This window comes from Winogradskyella alexanderae (assembly GCF_020166335.1).
GTDB lineage: Bacteria > Bacteroidota > Bacteroidia > Flavobacteriales > Flavobacteriaceae > Winogradskyella > Winogradskyella alexanderae.
This window is the reverse complement of sequence record NZ_JAIUJR010000002.1, coordinates 224,099-244,437: the sequence shown is the minus strand read 5'-3', so window position 1 is coordinate 244,437 and position 20,339 is coordinate 224,099. Positions and strand designations below refer to the sequence as shown.

General features: G+C 34.4%; 19 protein-coding genes and 1 tRNA gene. 10 read left to right on the top strand and 10 right to left on the bottom strand.

The window, feature by feature from the left end:
• Window positions 1-3 precede the first annotated feature (3 nt).
• Window positions 4-783, bottom strand: a complete 780-nt coding sequence (locus LBU54_RS04530) for a DUF3108 domain-containing protein (protein WP_224526479.1) — start codon at window positions 781-783, stop codon at window positions 4-6.
• Between the two features lie 166 nt (window positions 784-949).
• Between LBU54_RS04530 and LBU54_RS04525 the strand changes: the two genes are divergently transcribed.
• Window positions 950-1,034: transfer RNA gene (locus LBU54_RS04525), tRNA-Ser, on the top strand.
• Window positions 1,035-1,075: 41 nt separating this feature from the next.
• On the opposite strand, the gene LBU54_RS04520 is transcribed toward LBU54_RS04525, so the two are convergent.
• From LBU54_RS04520 to LBU54_RS04505, 4 genes are all read right to left on the bottom strand, one after another.
• Window positions 1,076-3,310, bottom strand: coding sequence for a xanthine dehydrogenase family protein molybdopterin-binding subunit (locus tag LBU54_RS04520; protein ID WP_224526476.1), 2,235 nt, complete (start codon window positions 3,308-3,310; stop codon window positions 1,076-1,078).
• Between the two features lie 11 nt (window positions 3,311-3,321).
• On the bottom strand, window positions 3,322-3,783 hold the full coding sequence (locus tag LBU54_RS04515; protein ID WP_224526474.1) for a (2Fe-2S)-binding protein: 462 nt from the start codon (window positions 3,781-3,783) through the stop codon (window positions 3,322-3,324).
• Between the two features lie 335 nt (window positions 3,784-4,118).
• A complete protein-coding gene (locus LBU54_RS04510) occupies window positions 4,119-4,694 on the bottom strand; it encodes a nucleotidyltransferase family protein (RefSeq protein ID WP_224526471.1) in 576 nt (191 codons plus the stop codon).
• 13 nt (window positions 4,695-4,707) lie between these two features.
• Window positions 4,708-5,715 carry an XdhC family protein gene (locus LBU54_RS04505; protein ID WP_224526468.1) on the bottom strand — a complete coding sequence of 336 codons (1,008 nt, stop codon included), beginning with the start codon at window positions 5,713-5,715 and terminating at the stop codon, window positions 4,708-4,710.
• Between the two features lie 171 nt (window positions 5,716-5,886).
• Here LBU54_RS04505 and LBU54_RS04500 point away from each other — a divergent pair, with 171 nt between their 5' ends.
• Window positions 5,887-6,882 (top strand): 2-hydroxyacid dehydrogenase, encoded by a 996-nt coding sequence (locus LBU54_RS04500; RefSeq protein ID WP_224526465.1) that lies wholly within the window; start codon window positions 5,887-5,889, stop codon window positions 6,880-6,882.
• Window positions 6,883-6,923: 41 nt separating this feature from the next.
• On the opposite strand, the gene LBU54_RS04495 is transcribed toward LBU54_RS04500, so the two are convergent.
• On the bottom strand, window positions 6,924-7,337 hold the full coding sequence (locus LBU54_RS04495; RefSeq protein WP_224526462.1) for a CBS domain-containing protein: 414 nt from the start codon (window positions 7,335-7,337) through the stop codon (window positions 6,924-6,926).
• Window positions 7,338-7,463: 126 nt separating this feature from the next.
• Here LBU54_RS04495 and LBU54_RS04490 point away from each other — a divergent pair, with 126 nt between their 5' ends.
• Both LBU54_RS04490 and LBU54_RS04485 read left to right on the top strand, forming a co-directional pair.
• A complete protein-coding gene (locus tag LBU54_RS04490) occupies window positions 7,464-7,835 on the top strand; it encodes a hypothetical protein (RefSeq protein ID WP_224526459.1) in 372 nt (123 codons plus the stop codon).
• A 1-nt stretch (window position 7,836) separates the two neighbouring features.
• Window positions 7,837-9,540: an ABC1 kinase family protein gene (locus tag LBU54_RS04485; RefSeq protein ID WP_224526456.1), complete on the top strand. Its 1,704-nt coding sequence runs from the start codon at window positions 7,837-7,839 to the stop codon at window positions 9,538-9,540.
• A 35-nt stretch (window positions 9,541-9,575) separates the two neighbouring features.
• On the opposite strand, the gene LBU54_RS04480 is transcribed toward LBU54_RS04485, so the two are convergent.
• Complete coding sequence (locus tag LBU54_RS04480) at window positions 9,576-10,181, bottom strand: hypothetical protein (protein WP_224526453.1); 606 nt, start codon at window positions 10,179-10,181, stop codon at window positions 9,576-9,578.
• Between the two features lie 222 nt (window positions 10,182-10,403).
• Here LBU54_RS04480 and LBU54_RS04475 point away from each other — a divergent pair, with 222 nt between their 5' ends.
• From LBU54_RS04475 to LBU54_RS04450, 6 genes are all read left to right on the top strand, one after another.
• Window positions 10,404-11,186, top strand: a complete 783-nt coding sequence (locus LBU54_RS04475; protein ID WP_224526450.1) for an MlaE family ABC transporter permease — start codon at window positions 10,404-10,406, stop codon at window positions 11,184-11,186.
• Window positions 11,183-11,944 (top strand): ABC transporter ATP-binding protein, encoded by a 762-nt coding sequence (locus LBU54_RS04470; protein WP_224526447.1) that lies wholly within the window; start codon window positions 11,183-11,185, stop codon window positions 11,942-11,944. Before LBU54_RS04475 ends, LBU54_RS04470 begins: the two co-directional genes overlap by 4 nt.
• Window positions 11,945-11,946: 2 nt before the next feature.
• Window positions 11,947-12,939: an MlaD family protein gene (locus tag LBU54_RS04465; protein WP_224526444.1), complete on the top strand. Its 993-nt coding sequence runs from the start codon at window positions 11,947-11,949 to the stop codon at window positions 12,937-12,939.
• A 48-nt stretch (window positions 12,940-12,987) separates the two neighbouring features.
• Window positions 12,988-13,617, top strand: a complete 630-nt coding sequence (locus LBU54_RS04460; RefSeq protein ID WP_224526441.1) for an NAD(P)H-dependent oxidoreductase — start codon at window positions 12,988-12,990, stop codon at window positions 13,615-13,617.
• A gap of 71 nt (window positions 13,618-13,688) precedes the next feature.
• Window positions 13,689-14,885 carry a DegT/DnrJ/EryC1/StrS family aminotransferase gene (locus LBU54_RS04455; protein ID WP_224526439.1) on the top strand — a complete coding sequence of 399 codons (1,197 nt, stop codon included), beginning with the start codon at window positions 13,689-13,691 and terminating at the stop codon, window positions 14,883-14,885.
• 72 nt (window positions 14,886-14,957) lie between these two features.
• A complete protein-coding gene (locus LBU54_RS04450) occupies window positions 14,958-16,520 on the top strand; it encodes a family 16 glycosylhydrolase (RefSeq protein WP_224526436.1) in 1,563 nt (520 codons plus the stop codon).
• On the opposite strand, the gene ribB is transcribed toward LBU54_RS04450, so the two are convergent.
• From ribB to LBU54_RS04435, 3 genes are read right to left on the bottom strand one after another with little or no spacing between them, the layout of a single operon-like run.
• Complete coding sequence (gene ribB / locus LBU54_RS04445) at window positions 16,517-17,665, bottom strand: 3,4-dihydroxy-2-butanone-4-phosphate synthase (RefSeq protein ID WP_224526434.1); 1,149 nt, start codon at window positions 17,663-17,665, stop codon at window positions 16,517-16,519. The genes LBU54_RS04450 and ribB overlap by 4 nt on opposite strands.
• Window positions 17,666-17,694: 29 nt before the next feature.
• A complete protein-coding gene (locus tag LBU54_RS04440) occupies window positions 17,695-19,677 on the bottom strand; it encodes an LptF/LptG family permease (RefSeq protein WP_224526431.1) in 1,983 nt (660 codons plus the stop codon).
• Between the two features lie 16 nt (window positions 19,678-19,693).
• Window positions 19,694-20,335: a LolA family protein gene (locus LBU54_RS04435; RefSeq protein ID WP_224526428.1), complete on the bottom strand. Its 642-nt coding sequence runs from the start codon at window positions 20,333-20,335 to the stop codon at window positions 19,694-19,696.
• Window positions 20,336-20,339: the final 4 nt, after the last annotated feature.

Genomic DNA, 20,339 nt, shown 5'->3' with positions numbered 1-20,339 from the left:
ATTTTAATATTTTAAGCCAGTTGCCGATTCTATTTTTAACTCACCATTGCCAACAGGAATTTTAAATTTTGCATAAACGGGAATTTTATTCTGGTCTGCTGTAAGCCAGATCAAATTAGAATTGTTCCCTTGTAATACATCACTACCTTTAACAGCTATTGCTAATTTATAGCACTCCTTTCTACCAATGTTTGTGTTAATACTTTCTTTTGAAACATATCTTATAGTAACTATCGTTTCTTCATTGTCAAATAATACTGTAAAATCTTGCTGATCGCCAGGACTTGCCTTATGTATATCCAAATTTCTTATACTATAAAGTGTGGCTACAAGATCTTTGGTATTTGGGCTTACGTTAACTGTTTTTTTTGTTTCCCAGATAGTGCCATCTTTTCTCTTTTTTTTCCGAAGGCTTTGAACGGTTTTGGATTTATGGCTGTATTTGTATTGCATAAATTTGTAATAGCCTCCTTCGCTGATATCTCTTTTATATAAGTAAGGTGTTAGCGTTTTTGGATTTACATAACTTTCATAGAGGTCTCTTATTTTAAAAAAGTTATCCCATTTTTTGTATGTTGCAGCCGTACATTTTAGTCTAAGTAATGAACTCTTGGATGTTTTTACCTCACTTGTTTCCATTTTAACTTGTGCAATATTGGTTAAAATGCCTGACATATTGTAGGTGGCAGTGTAAACAAGTTTTTCGCCAATTGGTATAGTATTATTTTGAGCAAAGCCAATTGAGCAAAACACCATAAGAAGTATGACAAGATGATTTTTCATGGATATCAATTTCTGTAATAACGTATAAGTAATCATTTATTGTGCCGAAAATACGATGCTTTGATAAATGTTTCTAATTTTATTTATAAACTCATTAGCTCTTGCAAAAAACATAATAAAAATCTTTGCCTACATAAAAAAGGGTTTTATATTTGCGTTCGCTAATGGAGAAATGGCAGAGTGGTCGAATGCACCGGTCTTGAAAACCGGCGAGGGTCACACCTCCGGGGGTTCGAATCCCTCTTTCTCCGCAAAAGAAAGGCTTTACTTGAATAGTAAAGCCTTTATTTTTTTAAACACTCAAGTCTGTTTTTCGATTTTTCAAAGATTTAATAAAGGGTTGTTTTAAAAGTATTTGATCTGTTGCAGCTTTTATAGCATTAGCAAGTGCACCACCTGCAGGTGGAAGACCTGGCTCACCTAATCCTGTTGGCGACAAATCATTTTCAACAAAAAACGTCTCTACTATTGGTGTATCTTTTATACTAATGAGACGATACGAATCGAAATTAAGATTTTGAGGTTTACCATTCTTAAAATTAAAATCACCATACATTGCATGACCTATACCGTCTAATACACCACCTTCTATTTGGTTTTTTGCTCCTGTAGGATTAATAACTATCCCGCAATCTACAGCAACAGTTACTTTTTCAATAACTGGACGGCTATTATCCAAAGAGATTTCAACTACTTCAGCCACATGTGTATTATGGCTATAGTAGGCAGCGAAACCTTGGTATTTGTTTCTCCCAGGATTACCCCAATTGCCCTTTTCGGCTGCCAATTTTATGGTGTCCGTCATTCGTTTGGCTGAATACTCTATAGACTTATCTTCCCCATCTTTGACATTCTTTAAAAGATCTAATCTTAATTGAACAGGGTCTTTACCAACAGCATCTGCTAATTCATCAAAAAAACTTTGTTCAGCAAACCCTAGGAAATTTGTATACGGTGCACGCCAAGCACCTGTTGTTATTTTACTTTGGAAATTTGCAGTATCAACCTGATAGTTCTCTATGGCTCCAGCTGGAAAAAAGTTAGGTATTAATCCATACATATTACTGTTAACGGCAGCTTCTTTTAAATGATAACCAGTAATCTCTCCATCCTTTATGGAGGCAGCGATTTTATATTTTATAGCGGGTCGGTAGACTCCTGTTGCCATATCATCCTCTCTTGTCGAGATTAACTTAACAGGTTGTTTTACCTTATCTGCAATTTCTGCTACTTCATAAACGAAATCACCATAGAGGCGCCTACCAAATCCTCCACCCATTCTCGTCATATCTATATGGATGTCATCAAGTTTTCGATTTAGTAAGGATGCTACAACCTTTGCTGCTGCTTCTGGTGTTTGGATTGGGCCTACTAGATGTACTTTTTCAGCAGTTATATCAGCGAAAAAGTTCATAGGTTCCATACAAGTATGAGGTAGAAATGGCGACTCGTAAACACGTTCAATAACTTTATCTGCATTTGCAAAAGCTTGTTTTACATTACCATCGGACCTTCTTGTATCAAATTTGTTCCCGTTAAGCAGATCATTTAATACTTCATCGTGAACATCTGAACTTTCTTCATTAAAACTATCCTTCCAAACAGCTTTTATTGCTTTTTTCCCTTTAATAGCATCCCATGTAGTTTTAGCTAAAACAACTACTTTATCTGATTCACTTAACCGAACAGTCCAATGCGAAGAGGGGTCAAAATTATCTTGATTTAAGTAGTTTCTGGCTTTTTCACCAATTGTTATCACATCGACCACACCAGATAAAGCTTTAGCCTCAGAAGCATCAAACGATTCTAAAACCTGTCCAAACGCAGGGGGTCTCAGTACTGTTGCATAAAGCATACCGTCAACAACATAATCTGAACCAAACAAAGGCTTACCTGTGATAATTTTGTCCATGTCCACATTGATAGCATCTTTTCCAATTATCTTATAGTCTCTAGGAGATTTTAGTGTTACATTTTCTGGTATTTCTAACTGAGCCGCTTCATTTACAACATCGCCATAACCAAGTTTTTCGCCACTGGCGTTTATTATGATTCCATCCTTGGCACTACATGTACTTGCCTCTACACCCCATTTTACTGCCGCAGCATTAACTAACATTTGTTTTGCTGTGGCTCCCGTTTGTCTGAGCGCATCCCAACCAAATCTTATTGATTGACTTCCGCCAGCTACTTGCCTTACAAAGTTTTTGGTATCTAATGCACCCTGTTCTACACTTACGTGACTCCATGGAACATCTAATTCTTCGGCAATGATCATAGGCATGGATGTTTTTACCCCTTGACCAATTTCAGGATTAGGCGAAAAAATGGTTACATAACCATTATCGGCAATTTTTATAAACGCATTAAAATCATTAAAATTTAATTTTGAAATATCTACAGGAGGCTTAACGGCGTCTTTACAAGAGTTGAAAAAATTGAATCCAATTAATAGTCCTCCACTGGCTAATGCAGAAGTTCGAATAAAATTTCGTCTGCTAAATGTTAATTTGTTTTGATTTTCCATAATATTTTAGCTTAAGACATTTTCTTTGCAGCCAAAGCGACCGCTTTTTCTATTCGATTGTAACTAGCACATCTGCACAAATTACCATTCATAGCATTTCTAATTTCATCCTTATTAGGATTAGGATTTTGTTTCAAAAAGGACGTGGCGGTCATGATTTGGCCAGTTTGGCAATAACCGCATTGCGGTACGTCTAATTCCTTCCATGCCTCTTGTACAGGATGTAATTTGTCTGTTTCAAGGCCTTCAATAGTTGTTATTTCAGAACCTTCAAGTCTTGAGGCTGGTAACAAGCAACTGCGTGTTGCAATGCCATTGATATGCACGGTACATGTTCCACAAAGGCCAATACCGCATCCATATTTAGTTCCAACTAAATTAAGTTCATCTCTAAGTACCCATAATAATGGCACATCATCATCGGAGTTAACATTGTAAACTTTTCCGTTTACCTTTAAATTATAGTTTGCCATAGGAAGTGAAGTTTAGCTAAAGTTAAGCAATAATAGAATAGATTTTAACTTTCTTCCTAAAATATTAACAATAAGTTACTTGGGAGTATAAAACTTTTGTTTAAATTCTTTCAAATTAAAAACCTCAGTATTGGTAAGTTCATATTTATTTCGGAAATCTTCTAAACAGGATTCTTTAACTACAAAAAAAAGACTAGAAGTGCTATCTGTTTAGGGAGTGGTAAGTCGTCTTATTAGTTCATGAAATGCTTTGTTTTTGTAAATTTCAAGAGAACCTATATCGTCCAAAATAATGGTATTTTTCTCTTTATTTTGAAATTTTATCATTTGACACCTTATTTGTTTTTGTCTAAAATATTATAATCCTCCGGTGTATCCACATCGAAAAGATTTACTGTTGATTTTAAGATTAAAACAGGATATTCATCAGAATTTAAGAGCATTTTTGCACCTTTATCTCCACTTACCCTTAATAGATCTTTAAAAAACTTTTTAGGGAAAAGCGCAGGTACTCCATTGTGTTTAATGTATTCTGACGCGATTATTTTGTTTGGGTTTTTAGCACCAAGTTCCATCATTTCATTAAAATAACTTGAGCTTACAAAAGGTTGATCACCAAGCGCTATTAATATAGAATCAAAGTCTAAAAGACGTCTTACGCCTTTCTTGATACTTGAACTCAATCCAGTTTCAAATTCATCATTCACAACCACTTGAATGGTTTTAGGTAAGCCAATTTTTATTTCTTCTGCATAAGCACCTATTACAACAATTACAGCGTTCGCTTTAGAAGTTAAACTGTTATTGACAACCGTACCAAGCATTGTTGTCTCTCCAAATTTTAATAGTTGCTTTGGAGAGCCCATTCTATTCGATTTTCCAGCGGCAAGAACAAGTATTGCAGTACCCAATTGGTATTATTGTTTAATTATACTTTGCTATCTCTCTTAGAGAATAAGCTTCTTTATCTCTAAAAACCGACAAAATTTCAGACACTATGGATAAACCAATTTCTTCTGGTGTAATAGCGCCAATATTCAAGCCGGCTGGGCTGTAGATAGATTCAAAAAAGTCTAAGTCTATATTCGATGCGTAGTTTAATAAATCATTTTTTAATTGTTCCCGTCTTTTTGCTGAACCTAAAACACCCAAATAACGAATTTTTTCTTGATGCAATCGCAACAAATACTTTAGGTCTAAGGCATAATTATGATTCATTAATACAACGGCGGTATATTCATCAATATTTTTTTCGAGTAATTCTGGTTCTTGATATTTAACGAACTTTGCACCAGGAAAATCCTTCAGTTCTTTTGGGTTTTTCGCTGAGGTAATAATGGTTACTTCCCACCCTAAAAGGCTTGCTGTCTCGCACAATTTTGCGGCATCGTGCTCTGCGCCAATAATCATAAGTCTAAATAAAGGATTTAAGTTTTGTGAAAAAATTTGTAGATCATCTTGATGATGAATTTCTGAATCGTTGTATAATTTGAAACTCCTATTTTCAAAATGAATTGTACTTCCAAAATGGCCTGTTATTTCATCTCCAATTTCATAATACGAATCTATTTTAAATACAGCACGTTTTTTTAGAACACCTTCAAAGTAGTTTAAGAATGCATCTGAAATACGAATAGGTTCAATTAAAATATGCAAGATGCCTTCACAACCTAACCGATATCTACCATCATAAGAAATCACTTTGGGGCTACCATCACTAAATACAGATGATGCGCGTCTTTTAATTTCATTTTCAACACAGCCGCCACTCACGGCACCTGTCATACTGCCATTTTCACAAATAAGCATTCTTACTCCAGGCTTTCTATATGAAGAGCCTTCCAAATGTACAACGGTTGCTAATACGCATTTAATTCCTAATTGGTCATTAATGCGTGCTTTTTGAAAAATATTTGCCAATTCGTGTGTCATCGTAACCTGTTAACATTTAGAAAGTTAATTTATGAAAAAGAAATGGCAAATTAGTATTCAATATAGCATGAATTGCCATTTAGTGTTTTATCAATTACTAAAGTGAGCAAAATCATTTCAGTACTACCATAATATCCCTAGTTTTAAATAATTATTTCAAACAATTACAAAATGAAAGTTCTTGTTTATAGTGCAAAAGCTTTTGAAATTCCCTACCTAGAGAAAGCCAATGGTAATAGACATCAAATAAAATTTATTGAGGATTTATTGAATTCTAAATCTGCAGTTCAAGCAATTGGCTACGATGCAATATCTATTTTCTCTGCAGATGAAGCCTGTTTTATTACTATAGAGAAACTTAAAGAGTTTGGTGTTAAGTACATTGCATTACGTTCTGTGGGGCATGACAATGTTAATTTAAAAGCTGCATCTAGATTAGGTATAAAGGTAGCTAACGTGCCAGCTTATTCCCCATATGCTATTGCAGAGCATGCCATCAGCTTATTGTTAGCTTTAAATAGAAGATTGATAGAATCTAATAATAGAGTTAAAGCTTATAACTTTAATTTAGACAATTTAGTTGGCATAGACCTCAATAACAAAACAGTAGGCATTATAGGTACTGGTAGAATAGGCTCCGTAACGGCAAAGATTTTTAATGGTTTTGGGTGCAAATTAATAGGTTATGATATTGATGAGGATCAACGTTTGGTTGAAGACTATGACCTCCGGTATACTTCGTTGACCGAGCTTTGTGAACTGTCAGATATTATTAGTATTCATGTACCATTAAATTCAGACACATATTATTTGATAGATGAAGACCTTATTTCGTTAATGAAGCCAAATGTGATTATCATTAACACAGCCAGAGGAGCTGTAATTAAAACTGAAGATATAATTGAAGCGCTGAAGAAAGGTAATATAGGTGCACTTGGTATAGATGTATTTGAAAACGAAAGAGGTATCTTTTTTAAAGACCGATCTAACGAGATACCGGACGATGTAATGCTTATGCAACTTAATGCCTATCCGAATGTTCTTATTACTGGGCATCATGCCTATTTAACTCATGAGGCTTTAACCAATATCGCAGAGACTACCATTTACAATTTAAACCAGTGGGAAAAACAAATGACATCTGAAAATGAGCTAATCAAAAACTGAAATGATTAACTTCCAATTTGTTGTTGACTTTATATTAAATTTTACTCAGATTCGGCCATTTCCAAAAAGTGTTGTATAATATCTGCAGTAGATACAATACCTACAACCTTATTGTCTTCTAAAACTGGTATAGCTCTAAATCTACCCTCTTTTAAAACGGATGCAACATCTTTAATTGTGGCTTTTGTATTAACCGAATATGGATTTGGAGACATTATATCTTTTACTTTCAAGGTTTTATACACCTCATGGTTGTCGCTGAGCCCAGCACCAGAAATATGGTACATAAAATCTACAAGGCTAACCATGCCTACAAGTTTGTTGTTTTCAACAACTGGTATGTGGTGGTGAAAGTCTTTTTTTTCATAAATATGTTTAACATCTATGAGGAACTGGTCTGGAGTAATACACACCACATTTTTGGTCATAATTTCTTTGATATTGCGGGTTTTCATGGCTGTGATTTTAATTTATTACACTTTAAAAGTAGTACTTATATAATTCATTTTAAATGATTTTAATCATTTTAGAGGTGTGGCTTAATCGATACATTTAAGAAAGCATATATCAGAATTATAATCATGAAAACTAAGACAATTATAGAGTTGCTAACCTTGAGTTCAAGCTTGTATGTTATGGCAAGAGATGCACATCTTTTAGACAAGCTTAGTGATATGTCAGAGAAAGGTAAAGAAAATTTAAACAAGTTCATGGCAGAGCGCAAACTTGATGAAAATGGCAATGAAATGGAGTTTTTTGAACATATAATTGCTAAGACCCAAGAACTAAAAGATCAACTAAACGAAAAGATTGAAAAACAAGTAGTTGCCTTCTATAAAAAAATAAATGTAGCTCACCTAGATGAGATTAAGTCACTAAATGAAAAACTCGAAGATCTGGATGCTACAGTGGCGTTACTTGAAGCGCGTATTAATCATTTGGAAAAAGAATAGCATGAGTATTTTTTCTGGATTAGGTAAAAATTTTAAATCACTTTCTAGATATAATGAGATCCTTAAAGTGTTACTCAAATATGGTTTTGAGGATTTGGTTCAGTATCTCGAAGAAAGCAATAAGTATGCGCTATTGCGTAAACTTGTCCCAAAAGCCTCACGTAAACATGCTATGGCCTACAGTAAATGGGCAAAAATGAGATTGGTTTGTGAAGAGCTTGGACCAACATTTGTAAAGTTCGGTCAGATTCTAAGTAATCGCCCAGACCTAGTTCCAATAGAGTTAACTTATGAATTAGAAAAGCTTCAGGATTGTGTGCCTCCAATGTCCGAAGAGGAGGCTAGAAGAGTTGTAGAAACCGAGTTAGATGACGATGTGAATAATCTCTTTGCATGGTTTGATCCAAAGCCATTTGCATCAGCATCCATGGCACAGGTGCATAAAGTAACCTTACATTCTGGTAAAAGAGTTGCCCTTAAAATTCAGCGATCAGGAATTCATGATATTATTCAAGAAGATATTAAGGTGATGTATAAAATTGCAGATGTCCTCGAACGTCGTATGCCATCGCTCAGGAGTTTTGATCCAGTTGGATTAGTTCGCAATTTTGAAGATTCAATTACAAAAGAAATTGATTTTATTAACGAGTCTATCAATGTGCAGCGTTTTTACAATAATTTAGAGGCAGATACTTCTTTAGACCAATTTGCACATGCGCCAAAAGTATACCAAGAGTTTACAACATCAAAAGTTTTAGCTTTAGAATATATTTCTGGAATAAAAATTCACGAAATCCAAAAATTAAAAGACAAAGAATTTGACCCTAAAATTCTGGCCAACAGATTGTCTGTAAGTTATTTTAAACAGATTTTTGAATATGGTTTCTTCCATGCAGATCCTCACCCTGGTAATCTTTTTGTGTTACCTAACGGACATATTTGCTATTTGGATTTTGGAATGATGGGTAGTATGCTCCCAAGAGATATAGCTACTTTTGGTAGACTTTTTTTAGCAATTACAGAAAAAGATGTTAAGCGTATTATTCAAGCTTTGCAACAATTGTCAAATAATGCACCAATTGAAGACTTGCGCAGGCTTGAATATGATATTAATGAATTTGTAGAAAAATACTACGTTCGTGAAACCCACGAAAACGAACTTAGTACGATCTTACTTGAATTAAAAGATATAATAATGGAGCACGGTCTCAAGGTACCCACTTATTTTTTCTTATTTGCACGTTCACTTGTTACATTAGAAGGTGTCATTAATAAGCTACACCCGGAATTAGAACAATTTGAAATTGTTAAACCCTATCTGCGTAAAAGTGCCGCAAAGATTTATAATCCAATTTTAATGGGTAAGAAAGTGGCAAATTCAGTTGTCGAATTTGCAAACTATTTGGAAGAGTTTCCCGCAGATTTAAAAAATGCAATCCGTAAAATAAATTCAGGGGAAGTAAAGGTAGAGTTAAAGCACAAAGGAATAGACCCCATGATACATACCTTGCAACGCATAACCAAACAACTCATAGCTGCATTTATTATGGTAACTCTAATAGTAGGTGCTTCACTTTTTATAATTTTTGAAATCACTCCTTTATGGAAAGGAATCTCTGTACTTGGTATGACAAGTTTTGCTCTTGCTGTTATGTTAGGCGCAGGAATGGTGCTAAATATCAGTAAGGGAGACTACGATATCTAAAAAAAGCACAGTTTTTATACTGTGCTTTCTTTGTCTTAGACGGGTTTAGCAAATGCTTTCTTAAAATGATCAAAAGCTTCTGAAATTTCGTTTTGGAAATGTTCAAATTGAGTTACTTCTTTTTTGGTTCCATATTTCCCTTTAAAATGTTCAATAAAAGAATTAAAATCCTGCTTGCCTTTTTCAAATGTTTCTTTTGCTTTGACCTTTTCAGTGCTGTATTTCTGTTCTAAGATTTCTAGTTGAATTTTAAATTTTTCGATTTCAATGAGTGCTAAACCATAAATATGATTTAATGTTTCGTTAGTTCTTATTTTACTTTCAATTTCATGCAATTTGGCGAGTAATTCCTTTTTCTGTTTCTTATAGGCATCTAATGATTCAGCTTTGCCTAAAGCCAATTGCACCCGTAATTGATCAAACATGGTATTAACTTCTTCAATTCTTTCCTTTATACCTTTGATTTTGTATTCGCTATCGTGAATAAAAAGATTGAATTTCTTTTTTATATCTTCATATTTATCCTTTGCATCTGCTTTGCCTAACGCTGCTTGAACTTGAAATTCCTCAAGCTCAACTGCTGTCTTTCTAAGTGCATTAATTACTTTATCTACAAAGTTAATTTCTTCATTCGTTTTCATTTTACTAAGTATTTGTGATGATTTTAAAGGTCTATATTTTGGGAAAAAATTACAATGATGCTTATCAGTTTATTAGCCTATGGTAATAATGAAGAGTACTTTTTTTATTCCATAGTTATTAAAAATAAATAGGTGGCAGCCTTATTAAATAGTAGAAAGCAAGTGACCGTAGTCATTTTAAGAACCTCTAATATGCAATACTTTTGAGTCATATGCCAAAGCATGAAAGGTTTGCAAAATATAAAATCACGTATTTTAAAATTCCTTATTGAAACAGGTGATATTGCCACGTTTACCTCTCGATTTTTTAGCGAGGTGGCTAAACGACCTTTTGAAGTGAAAGAACTGTTGCGACAGTGCTATCAAATGGGTAATAAATCGTTATTATTAGTGGGAATTACTGGGTTTATAATAGGCTTGGTTTTAACACTTCAAACAAGACCAACGTTGATGGAGTTTGGAGCTGAATCCTGGATGCCCTCTATGGTCGGAATATCCATTGTACGGGAAATAGGTCCAATTATAACGGCATTGGTTTGTGCAGGTAGAATAGGATCTGGCATTGGCGCAGAATTAGGTTCAATGCGCGTTACTGAGCAGATTGATGCAATGGAAGTCTCTGGTACAAATCCGTTTAAGTATTTGGTAGTTACCAGAGTGCTTGCCGTTACTTTAATGTTGCCATTATTGGTACTTTTTGGAGATGCAATTGCGCTATTTGGTTCTTATTTGGTAGAAAACTTAAAAGGGGATGTGTCATTTATGTTGTATTTTAATAAGGTATTTGATGCTCTTGAGTTTGGCGATATTATTCCAGCCACAATCAAATCTTTCTTTTTTGGACTAGCCATCGGAATCGTAGGTTGTTATAAAGGCTATAATTGTAAAAAAGGAACTGAAGGTGTTGGTAAGGCAGCAAACTCTGCGGTGGTTTTAACCTCACTTTTGCTCTTTGTAATTGATTTTATAGCGGTATTTGTAACCGATATTTTTTATGATTTATGAGAAAAGATTTACAAATATCAAATCAAGAAATTGTACTTCATATCAAAGATTTAAAAAAGAGCTTTGGAGATAATCATGTGCTTAAAGGATTTAATATGAACTTATATCAGGGCGAAAACCTTGTTATTATGGGTAAATCTGGATCTGGTAAATCTGTAATGATAAAATGTCTTGTTGGTTTGCTAGAAGCTGATAGTGGTTTAATTCGGGTTATGAATAAAGACATAACAGGACTAGATCAGAGGGCATTGGATATTTTGCGCGCAGATATCGGATTTTTATTTCAAGGTAGTGCACTTTATGATTCTATGACTGTAAGAGAGAATCTAGAGTTCCCTTTAAGAAGGCATAAGGATAAGTTTGATGACAACATAGATACGGAAGCATTAGTTTCTGAGGCATTAGAAAATGTTGGTTTATTAAATGCAATAGATTTAATGCCCTCCGAATTGTCTGGTGGTATGAAGCGCAGAATAGCATTAGCCAGAACGCTTATTTTACGACCAAAGATAATTCTATACGATGAGCCAACGAGTGGCTTGGACCCAATCACGGCTAAAGAGATAATTTTATTAATGCAAGACATACAGAAAAAGTATAAAACATCATCACTTATAATAACACATGATGTTGATTGTGCAAGGGCAATTTCAGATAGAATGATATTGCTTATTGATGGTATAGATTATGCAACAGGCACATTTGAGGAACTGGCGTCTAACGAAGACCCAAAAATAAAAGCATTTTTTAAACATTAGTTATGAAACGTACAAACACACAAAAGGTAAAACTTGGGTTATTTGTAATATTTGGAACCATCATTTTTGTTGTGGCTGTATATCTAATTGGTCAGCGACAAAATATGTTTGATAAAACATATACAATAAGCTCATATTTTCAGAATGTTAATGGACTTCAGCGAGGTAATAATGTCAGGTATTCCGGAATAAATATTGGCACTGTTAGAGATATAAATATGTTAAACGACTCTACCATTAGGGTTGATATGAATATTCAAGAAGGCATTATTGCCCATATAAAGAAGAATGCTATTGCCACTATTGGCTCGGACGGCCTAGTAGGCAACATGATTGTTAATATTGTTCCGGGTAGGGGAGAATCTGAGTTAATTAATGACGGTGACATTATTGAGTCTTTCAGCAAAATTGGAGCTGACGATATTCTAAGCACATTAAGCGTTGGTTCTGAAAATGCCGCCATATTAACAGCAGATTTATTAGATGTCACTTCTGCCATGCTCAATGGCAAAGGTACTGTTGGTTTATTGCTAAATGATACTGTGATGGCGCAAGATTTGAAATCTTCAGTAAAGAACCTTAAAACAGCTAGTTATCATGCGTCACAAACAATCGATGAGCTCAAAGATATCATTGCATCACTAAAAACTAATGATGATAGTGTTTTGGGTATGATTATGAATGACACTATTTCTGGAGAAAGACTTAAAAATGTAGTTGTTAATTTAGAAAACTCGAGCTTAGAAATAGAAAAAGTCATTGCACAGACAAATGAATTAATCGCAGAAACCAAAGAAAGTCAAGGGGCTTACAATTATTTAGTTAAGGACACATCTCTTGTAAATGGTCTAAAATCTACATTAAAGAATATCGATGAAGGCACTGCAAAGTTCAATGAAAACATGGAGGCGCTTAAGCATAACTTTTTATTCAGAGGTTATTTCAAAAAATTGGAACGAGAACAAAAAAAAGAGGCAAAGCAGTTAGCAAATTAAGATACATTTTTAGCAGGTTGTCCGTATCTTTGCAAAAAATAACGAGCGATGTCTATTATAGAAAAATTAAATTGGCGTTATGCCACTAAAAAATTTGATTCCTCAAGACAATTATCAGATAATCAAATTAATACACTAAAGGAAGCTTTTAACCTTACGGCTTTATCTTATGGTCTCCAGACGTTAAAGATGGTGATTGTTAGTAATAAGGAGATTAGAGAAAATTTAGTTTCTGTAGCTTATGGTCAGCGACAAGTAGTAGATGCATCACACTTACTGGTCTTATGTATCCAAAGTGAAATTGATGCACATGATGTCGAAGAACATTATCAAACAATTAAATCTATTCGTAATACACCAGACGAGATATTAGATCCTTTCAAGAAACAGCTTAAATCAACAATTGAATCTATGCCCGAATCTAAAAAGTTAGATTGGGCTTCTAAACAAGCCTATATTGCCTTAGGTAATCTAATGACGGTTTGTGCAGTTGAAGAAATTGATAGTTGCCCTATGGAGGGCTTTATTCCTGAAAAATTGGATAAGGTCTTGAATTTGCAAGAATATGGTCTAAGATCTGTGCTATTATTGCCAGTAGGATACCGCTCAAAAGATGATATGTTCGCAACACTCAAAAAGGTCAGAAAACCAATTGCAAATACCATTTTGGAATTATAAAAACTTCATCGCAAAACCATAAGTATTAACTTATATTTGCCTGAGACTTAATTAAACAACGTGTCCACATTATGCCAGGATTTGAATTATTTAGTGATTTAGAACGCAAAGAAGTAAGTGATGTCTTAGATAATGGTGTCTTAATGCGCTATGGTTTTGATGGTATGCGAAAGGGCCATTGGAAGGCAAAAGAATTAGAAGCAGAATTGACCAAAGCATTTCAAATTAAGCATGTCCAACTTGTATCTTCAGGAACAGCTGCTGTTTCGGTTGCATTAGCATCAGCAGGAGTAGGTGCGGGTGATGAGGTAATTATGCCAACCTTCACATTTGTAGCAAGTTTTGAAGCTATAATGATGTTGGGTGCAATACCAGTCTTGGTAGATATAGATGATACACTAACCTTGGACCCTCAAGCAGTCGAAAATGCAATCACCTCCAAGACTAAAGCGGTAATGGTTGTTCAGATGTGCGGTAGTATGGGTGATATGGATAGTTTAAAAGCTATTTGTGACAAACATGATTTAATATTTGTTGAAGATGCCTGCCAAGCTATTGGAGGAAAGTACAAGGGTAAACCACTTGGAAGTATTGCAGATGTTGGATGTTTTTCATTTGACTTTGTAAAGACAATTACCTGTGGCGAAGGTGGAGCAGTGGTTACAAATAATTCTGAGTATTACAAACATGCAGATCATTACAGTGATCATGGTCATGATCATTCTGGAAACGATAGAGGCGCGGAGACACACCCTTTTCTTGGCTATAATTTTCGAATTTCAGAATTAAATGCAGCCGTAGGACTGGCTCAAGTAAGACGTTTACAAGAGTTTATTGCTATCCAAAAAAAGAATTACACCATAATAAGAAATGAACTGGCAAAGTTACCTAACATTACCTTTAGAAGAGTACCAGAGGGTGGCGAAGAAAGTTATGCATTTTTAAATTTTTATTTGCCAAATCTTGAAGATGCTAGAAAGGTTTCAGAGGCATTTAAGCAAAATGGTATAGACGCCTGTTTTCACTATTTTGATAATAATTGGCACTATATAAGAAAGTGGGACCATTTGAAGGAGTTAAAATCATTGTTTCCTATCTCAAAAGAAGTTAGAGAAGGGCTTAAATATCTTGAATCAAAAGTATTTGAACAATCAGATGCATATATAGCACGAAATATATCTTGCTTGATTAAGCTATCTTGGTCTGAAAAGGAGGTAATTGAAAGAGCAAATAAAATGGGAGCTATCATTAAATCAGTATTTGCGTAGACTCCTCGTAAAGTATAGTTTATCAAATCAACTTTGCGTTTTGTTTTTAATAAATTAGACCAAAATTAGACTATGAATTACATTTTAAGAATTGCAGTATCTTTTTTTGGTTTTTTTATGTTCTCTTATGGGCAACAAACGCCAATTAATTTTTCCGACAGCCAAGATGCCTTTACAACATTTGCTGGTAGCAGTTTTGCTTTTAATGTAGATCCTACAAATGCTAATAATGATGTTGGTCAGTTTAATAATGACGGGAGCGATCCCTGGCAAGGCTTTTTTATAGATTTATCCCAACCTATTAATTTAAGCGAAAACCAACTGCTTACACTATCATTTTATCAATACGATACCAATTCACATAATATCTTAATGAAATTAGAAAATGGTACAGGTCCTGATGTTGAGGTCTGGCAATCTTCTGCTGGTTCAGGTTGGGACTACGATATTGAGTTTGATTTTTCTAATGCCACTGTTAGTGGTGTTGGTACACCAGTTAATGCTGTTGGGACTTATTCTAGATTAGTTATTTTTATTGATGGAAGTGCAAATATTTCTGGTACTTATTTAATAGATGATGTAAACAATGGAGCTGAAGAGTCAAATCCACATGAGCTTGATGTTATATACAGTGATTTGGTATGGTCTGATGAATTCGATAGCACTTCACTAGAAGCAATAGATAATACAAAATGGTATCACCAAACCGTAGGACCAAATGGTGGTCGTTGGTTTAACGACGAGGAGCAACATTATACGGATAGATTAGATAATTCCTTTATTGAAGACGGGCATTTAAACATTGTTGCTAAAGCAGAGAGCTATAACCAAGATGGCATAACACTTAATTATACGTCGGCACGGCTAAATTCTAAATTTGCTTTTACTTACGGTAGAGTAGATGTAAGGGCTAAATTACCTGAAGGTGATGGTACTTGGCCAGCCATATGGACACTTGGCAAGAACATTAATGAGTCTGGCGCTTATTGGCAAACCCAAGGTTTTGGAACTACATCATGGCCAGCTTGTGGCGAATTAGATATTATGGAGCATGGCTTAGGTGAAACTAATCATGTAAGTAGTGCTATACACACACCCTCAAGTTTTGGAGCTACCGAGAATTTTCAATCTTATATATTGAATGATGTTGCCAACAATTTTCATGTGTATTCTATGAATTGGTCACCGGATCAAATTACTTTTTTGATTGATGGTGTCGGGTTTTACACTTATAATCCTTCGGTTAAAGATGCCAATACTTGGCCTTTTGACGAGGACCAGTATTTAATCTTAAATATTGCTATGGGTGGAGCATCAGGTGGGATAGCATCAAATTTTGTTGAAAGTAGTATGGTTATTGATTACGTAAGAGTTTATCAAAATATAGGATTAAGTATAGATGAGAATTTTGCCAGTAAGTTTAGTGTTTATCCTAATCCGGCTTCAAATTACATAAGTATAGTATCTGTAGAAAATGTGGATAGTGTATTTCTATATAATACTTTAGGTCAATTGGTCTTAGAGGGCTCTAATGATGTGCGAGGGTTTAGCATAAAATCATTGAATTCCGGAATTTATATTCTTAAACTAAATTCTGGAAACAGAACAGTAACAAAAAAGTTGCTTATTCATTAGTAATTGACGTAATCCACAATTTCTAATCCATAACCGATCATACCTACACGTTTGGTTTGTAAGCTATTTGAGATAAGCTTAAGCTTACTAATTTTTAAGTCGTGTAGAATTTGAGCTCCTATACCAAAGTCTTTGCTGTCCATACCAATACTCGGAGCTTTCACTAATTTACCTTCAATTTGACTTTCTTTTAGAATTGAAAGTCGCGTTAATAGATTCATAGATTCAGCTTGCTGATTTATGAAGATTATTGCTCCCTTGCCTTCATTGTTTATAACATTAAACATGTCGTCTAATTTCTTATCGGCATTATTCGTGAGGGTTCCTAAAATGTCATTATTAACTAAGGTTGCATTAACACGCGTTAATACCGGCTCATTAGATTTCCAATTACCTTTTGTTAGAGCAATATGTATTTGGTTGTTCGTGGTTTGCAGATATGCGCGTAATCTGAATTTTCCGAATCGAGTTTCAATATCAAAATCTTCTCTTTTTTCAATCAAAGAATCGTATTCCATACGGTAAGCGACTAAATCTTCGATTGAAACGATTTTTAAATCAAATTTCTGAGCAACTTCCATGAGTTGAGGAAGACGCGCCATAGAACCATCTTCATTCATTATTTCTACAATGACACCTGCAGGCGAGAAACCGGCCAATCTAGCAAAATCTATAGCAGCTTCTGTATGTCCTGTTCGTCTTAAAACGCCACCTTCTTTTGCTACCAACGGAAAAATATGTCCAGGCCTTGCTAATTCAAAGGATTTTGTCTCTTTATTTACTAATGCTTTTATTGTTTTAGCTCTGTCGTTGGCAGAAATACCAGTACTTACACCATTACCACGCAGATCTACTGAAACTGTAAATGCAGTTTCCATAGGGTCTGTATTGTTTCTAACCATCATATTTAGCTGTAATTCCTCACATCTATGTTCTGTTAATGGTGCACATATTAGACCTCTACCATGCATCGCCATGAAATTTATCATCTCTGGCGTAACCATATCTGCTGCGGCCAAAAAATCCCCTTCATTCTCACGATTTTCGTCATCTACAACTATTATTATTTTACCTTGACGAATATCTTCAATAGCCTCCTCAATAGTATTGAGCTTAGTTTTAGTGTTGGCGATGTTGGTACTCATGACAATTTTTTTTCCCTGCAAAGATACGCTTATTTTATGTTTCGCATGCAGCTGAGATAGAAGTGTTGTTCAATTCTGTTTTTTAAGAAGATGTACTTTAATGGATAGACTGGAAGGGTAACAAAAAACCAAATAGGATTTATCCGTTTTTTTTCCTCACTAATGGTTTTGTAAAATTTTGAATAGATAACTGCTGAGACGACCGAATAAATCAATAAGAAAACAAATGCTATTATGCTTAGGCTTATTGAAGCTTCAGCTAGTTCAGGTAATTTATTATTTTTAAACACAAAATGTAAGATCAATAAAATGCCACCTATAGAATATCCAACAATACTCGTTTTTGAGTAGTCTTTAAAATCTTTTAGTATAGATTTGGCAGTTATTAAAGCGTCTGATATTTCAAGTTGGTAAGATCTTAAATCTTCCAGAGAAATTTTTCTGTTCAATAGATTGTGAAGTGCAATTTCTTTCGGCTTTTTATCTAGATCAAATTCACCTTGTTTTTTAATAACAGCTACCAGTTCCTGAACCGAATACTTTTTGAAATAATTGTATTGTTTTGTTTCGCTTTCAGATAATTGAATTGGGCTTTTTGATGTAAACATGCGCTTAATAGGAACAATTACAGCATCAAACTGGAATACTCCTTTATCGTTGGTGGCTCTACTTGTCAAGTAAATACTCAATGGTAACATAACTGCTGTAGATAGCCAAGAGCCAAGAACTGGATTTAAGCTTCCTTTTTCTGCACTATTAATAGAAAAAATTCCAAAAAAGTGATAGGTCAAAAATAGAACGATTGCAATAACCATCGGTAATCCCAATCCTCCTTTTCTGATTAATGCACCTAGTGGTGCTCCCACAAAAAACAAAATCACACAGGCAACAGCTAATACAAACTTATCATGAAGTGCCGTGATATGCTTGTTATACCAAATTTTATTGGTTGCAAAACTACGTTCGTTAGACTCAATGATTTGGGTTGTGCTATTTGCAGAATTCGTAGCCAAATTAATAATTTGTAGCTGATTACGTATATCGAAAAGGTCTAATATGTCACCAACATAAAGCGAGTCTTTTTTGCCCTCTGCCAAATTTAGATTTAGTGCGGAATAGGTGGTCCTATTGTACAGGGTGTTTGATAGCGCTTTTAAGTCATTTTTACGTTGTTGATCTAAGGTATCAATTTGTCTGGTGAGTTGGCTTATGTCTAACATTGTAGCACGGTCACTTTGGCTTTTTTCATCGAGATCCTCAGTATTTAAAATTTCTAGGTCAACATTAAATAGATAGTTTTCAAAGTAACTTCTGGCATGAGGTTTATTTACATTTTTACGACTGTCTTTATTCACTATTTCTTCATAATAGTTGCCATTAATTAACTCTAACTGCAATATGTTTGAATCTGGACTACTTTTTAATTCTCCTTTTTCAGAAACAATAACCTTGTAATTGCCCTGTCTTGTAGTGCTTTTTTCGTGAATAATAACCCCTTCTAAATATTGCCCACGTTCACCTGTTTTTTTATCAACCTTAATATTAATATTACCTATTTCATTGAATTGGCCTTCGGCTATAGCAAGGGCAGGTTTAACTTTTGCAATGTTCTTTCTAAGATTATAGAAGTGATACTCGCCCCATGGAATAACATTATTCGCAAAAAAGAAACATGCAACGCCTAAAATGACAATAAAAACACTTAGACTACGCATGGCACGTTGGAGTGAAATCCCGGTAGATTTCATCGCGGCAAACTCGTAGTTCTCTGCAAAATTTCCAAATACCATTATAGAAGTAAGAAGTACTGTAAGCGGTACAACCAATGGTATAAGTTTAGGCATGTAGTAAATAATAAACTTTGCCGTTACGGTAATATCCAAGTCTTTTCCTGCTAACTCTGATATATACAACCAGACACCTTGTAGAACAAAGATGAACATAAATATGACAAAGACACTAAAAAATGTCTTAAGAAAAGTGATAAGTATGTACCTATCTAATATTTTCACAAATTAATTTTTAACCTTAATCTATTTTGTTGATGAAGTAATCACTGTATTTACTCTCATCAAATGTAAATAAGGTTTTTGAGATAGGCTCGTCCGTTTTAAAAGAATTAACGGTTAGGGTAGTTTTTGTACCGTTTTTCCCGTTCTCAATTAAGTTGTAAATGTGTTTAGTGGTGGCATCAATTCCTAAAAGAATGTGTTTTATTTCAGAATTCGTGTCTATTGGACTAAGTTTTACATATTGTATTTTTCTTCCCTTTACATTTTGAATGATATCCATTTTGAAAATATAACCTTCTTCGTAAAAGGAAAGCATTTTGCTAGGCGTTACGGTGCCCTCTTCTTCAGTATTCTCGGATGAAATGGTTACCTCCTCATCTTCAGGGCTAATTGTATATAAGGTCTCACCATCATAAATACGGGTAATACCTAAAATATTCAATTTGTATTTGTCACCTTCTATAACAACATCACCACGTGTTTCTTGATTAATATTTTCACTTAGGTTATTAAGCTCATATTTAAAATCTAAACTTATGTTTTTATAAGTTTTTATTTTGTTGCTAACTTCGTTAAGTAATGCCTCTGCTTTGGCGTCATTCTGCGCTAATCCGGCAAATCCAATTACTAAACTAACTACAAAAACTAACTTTCTCATTTTT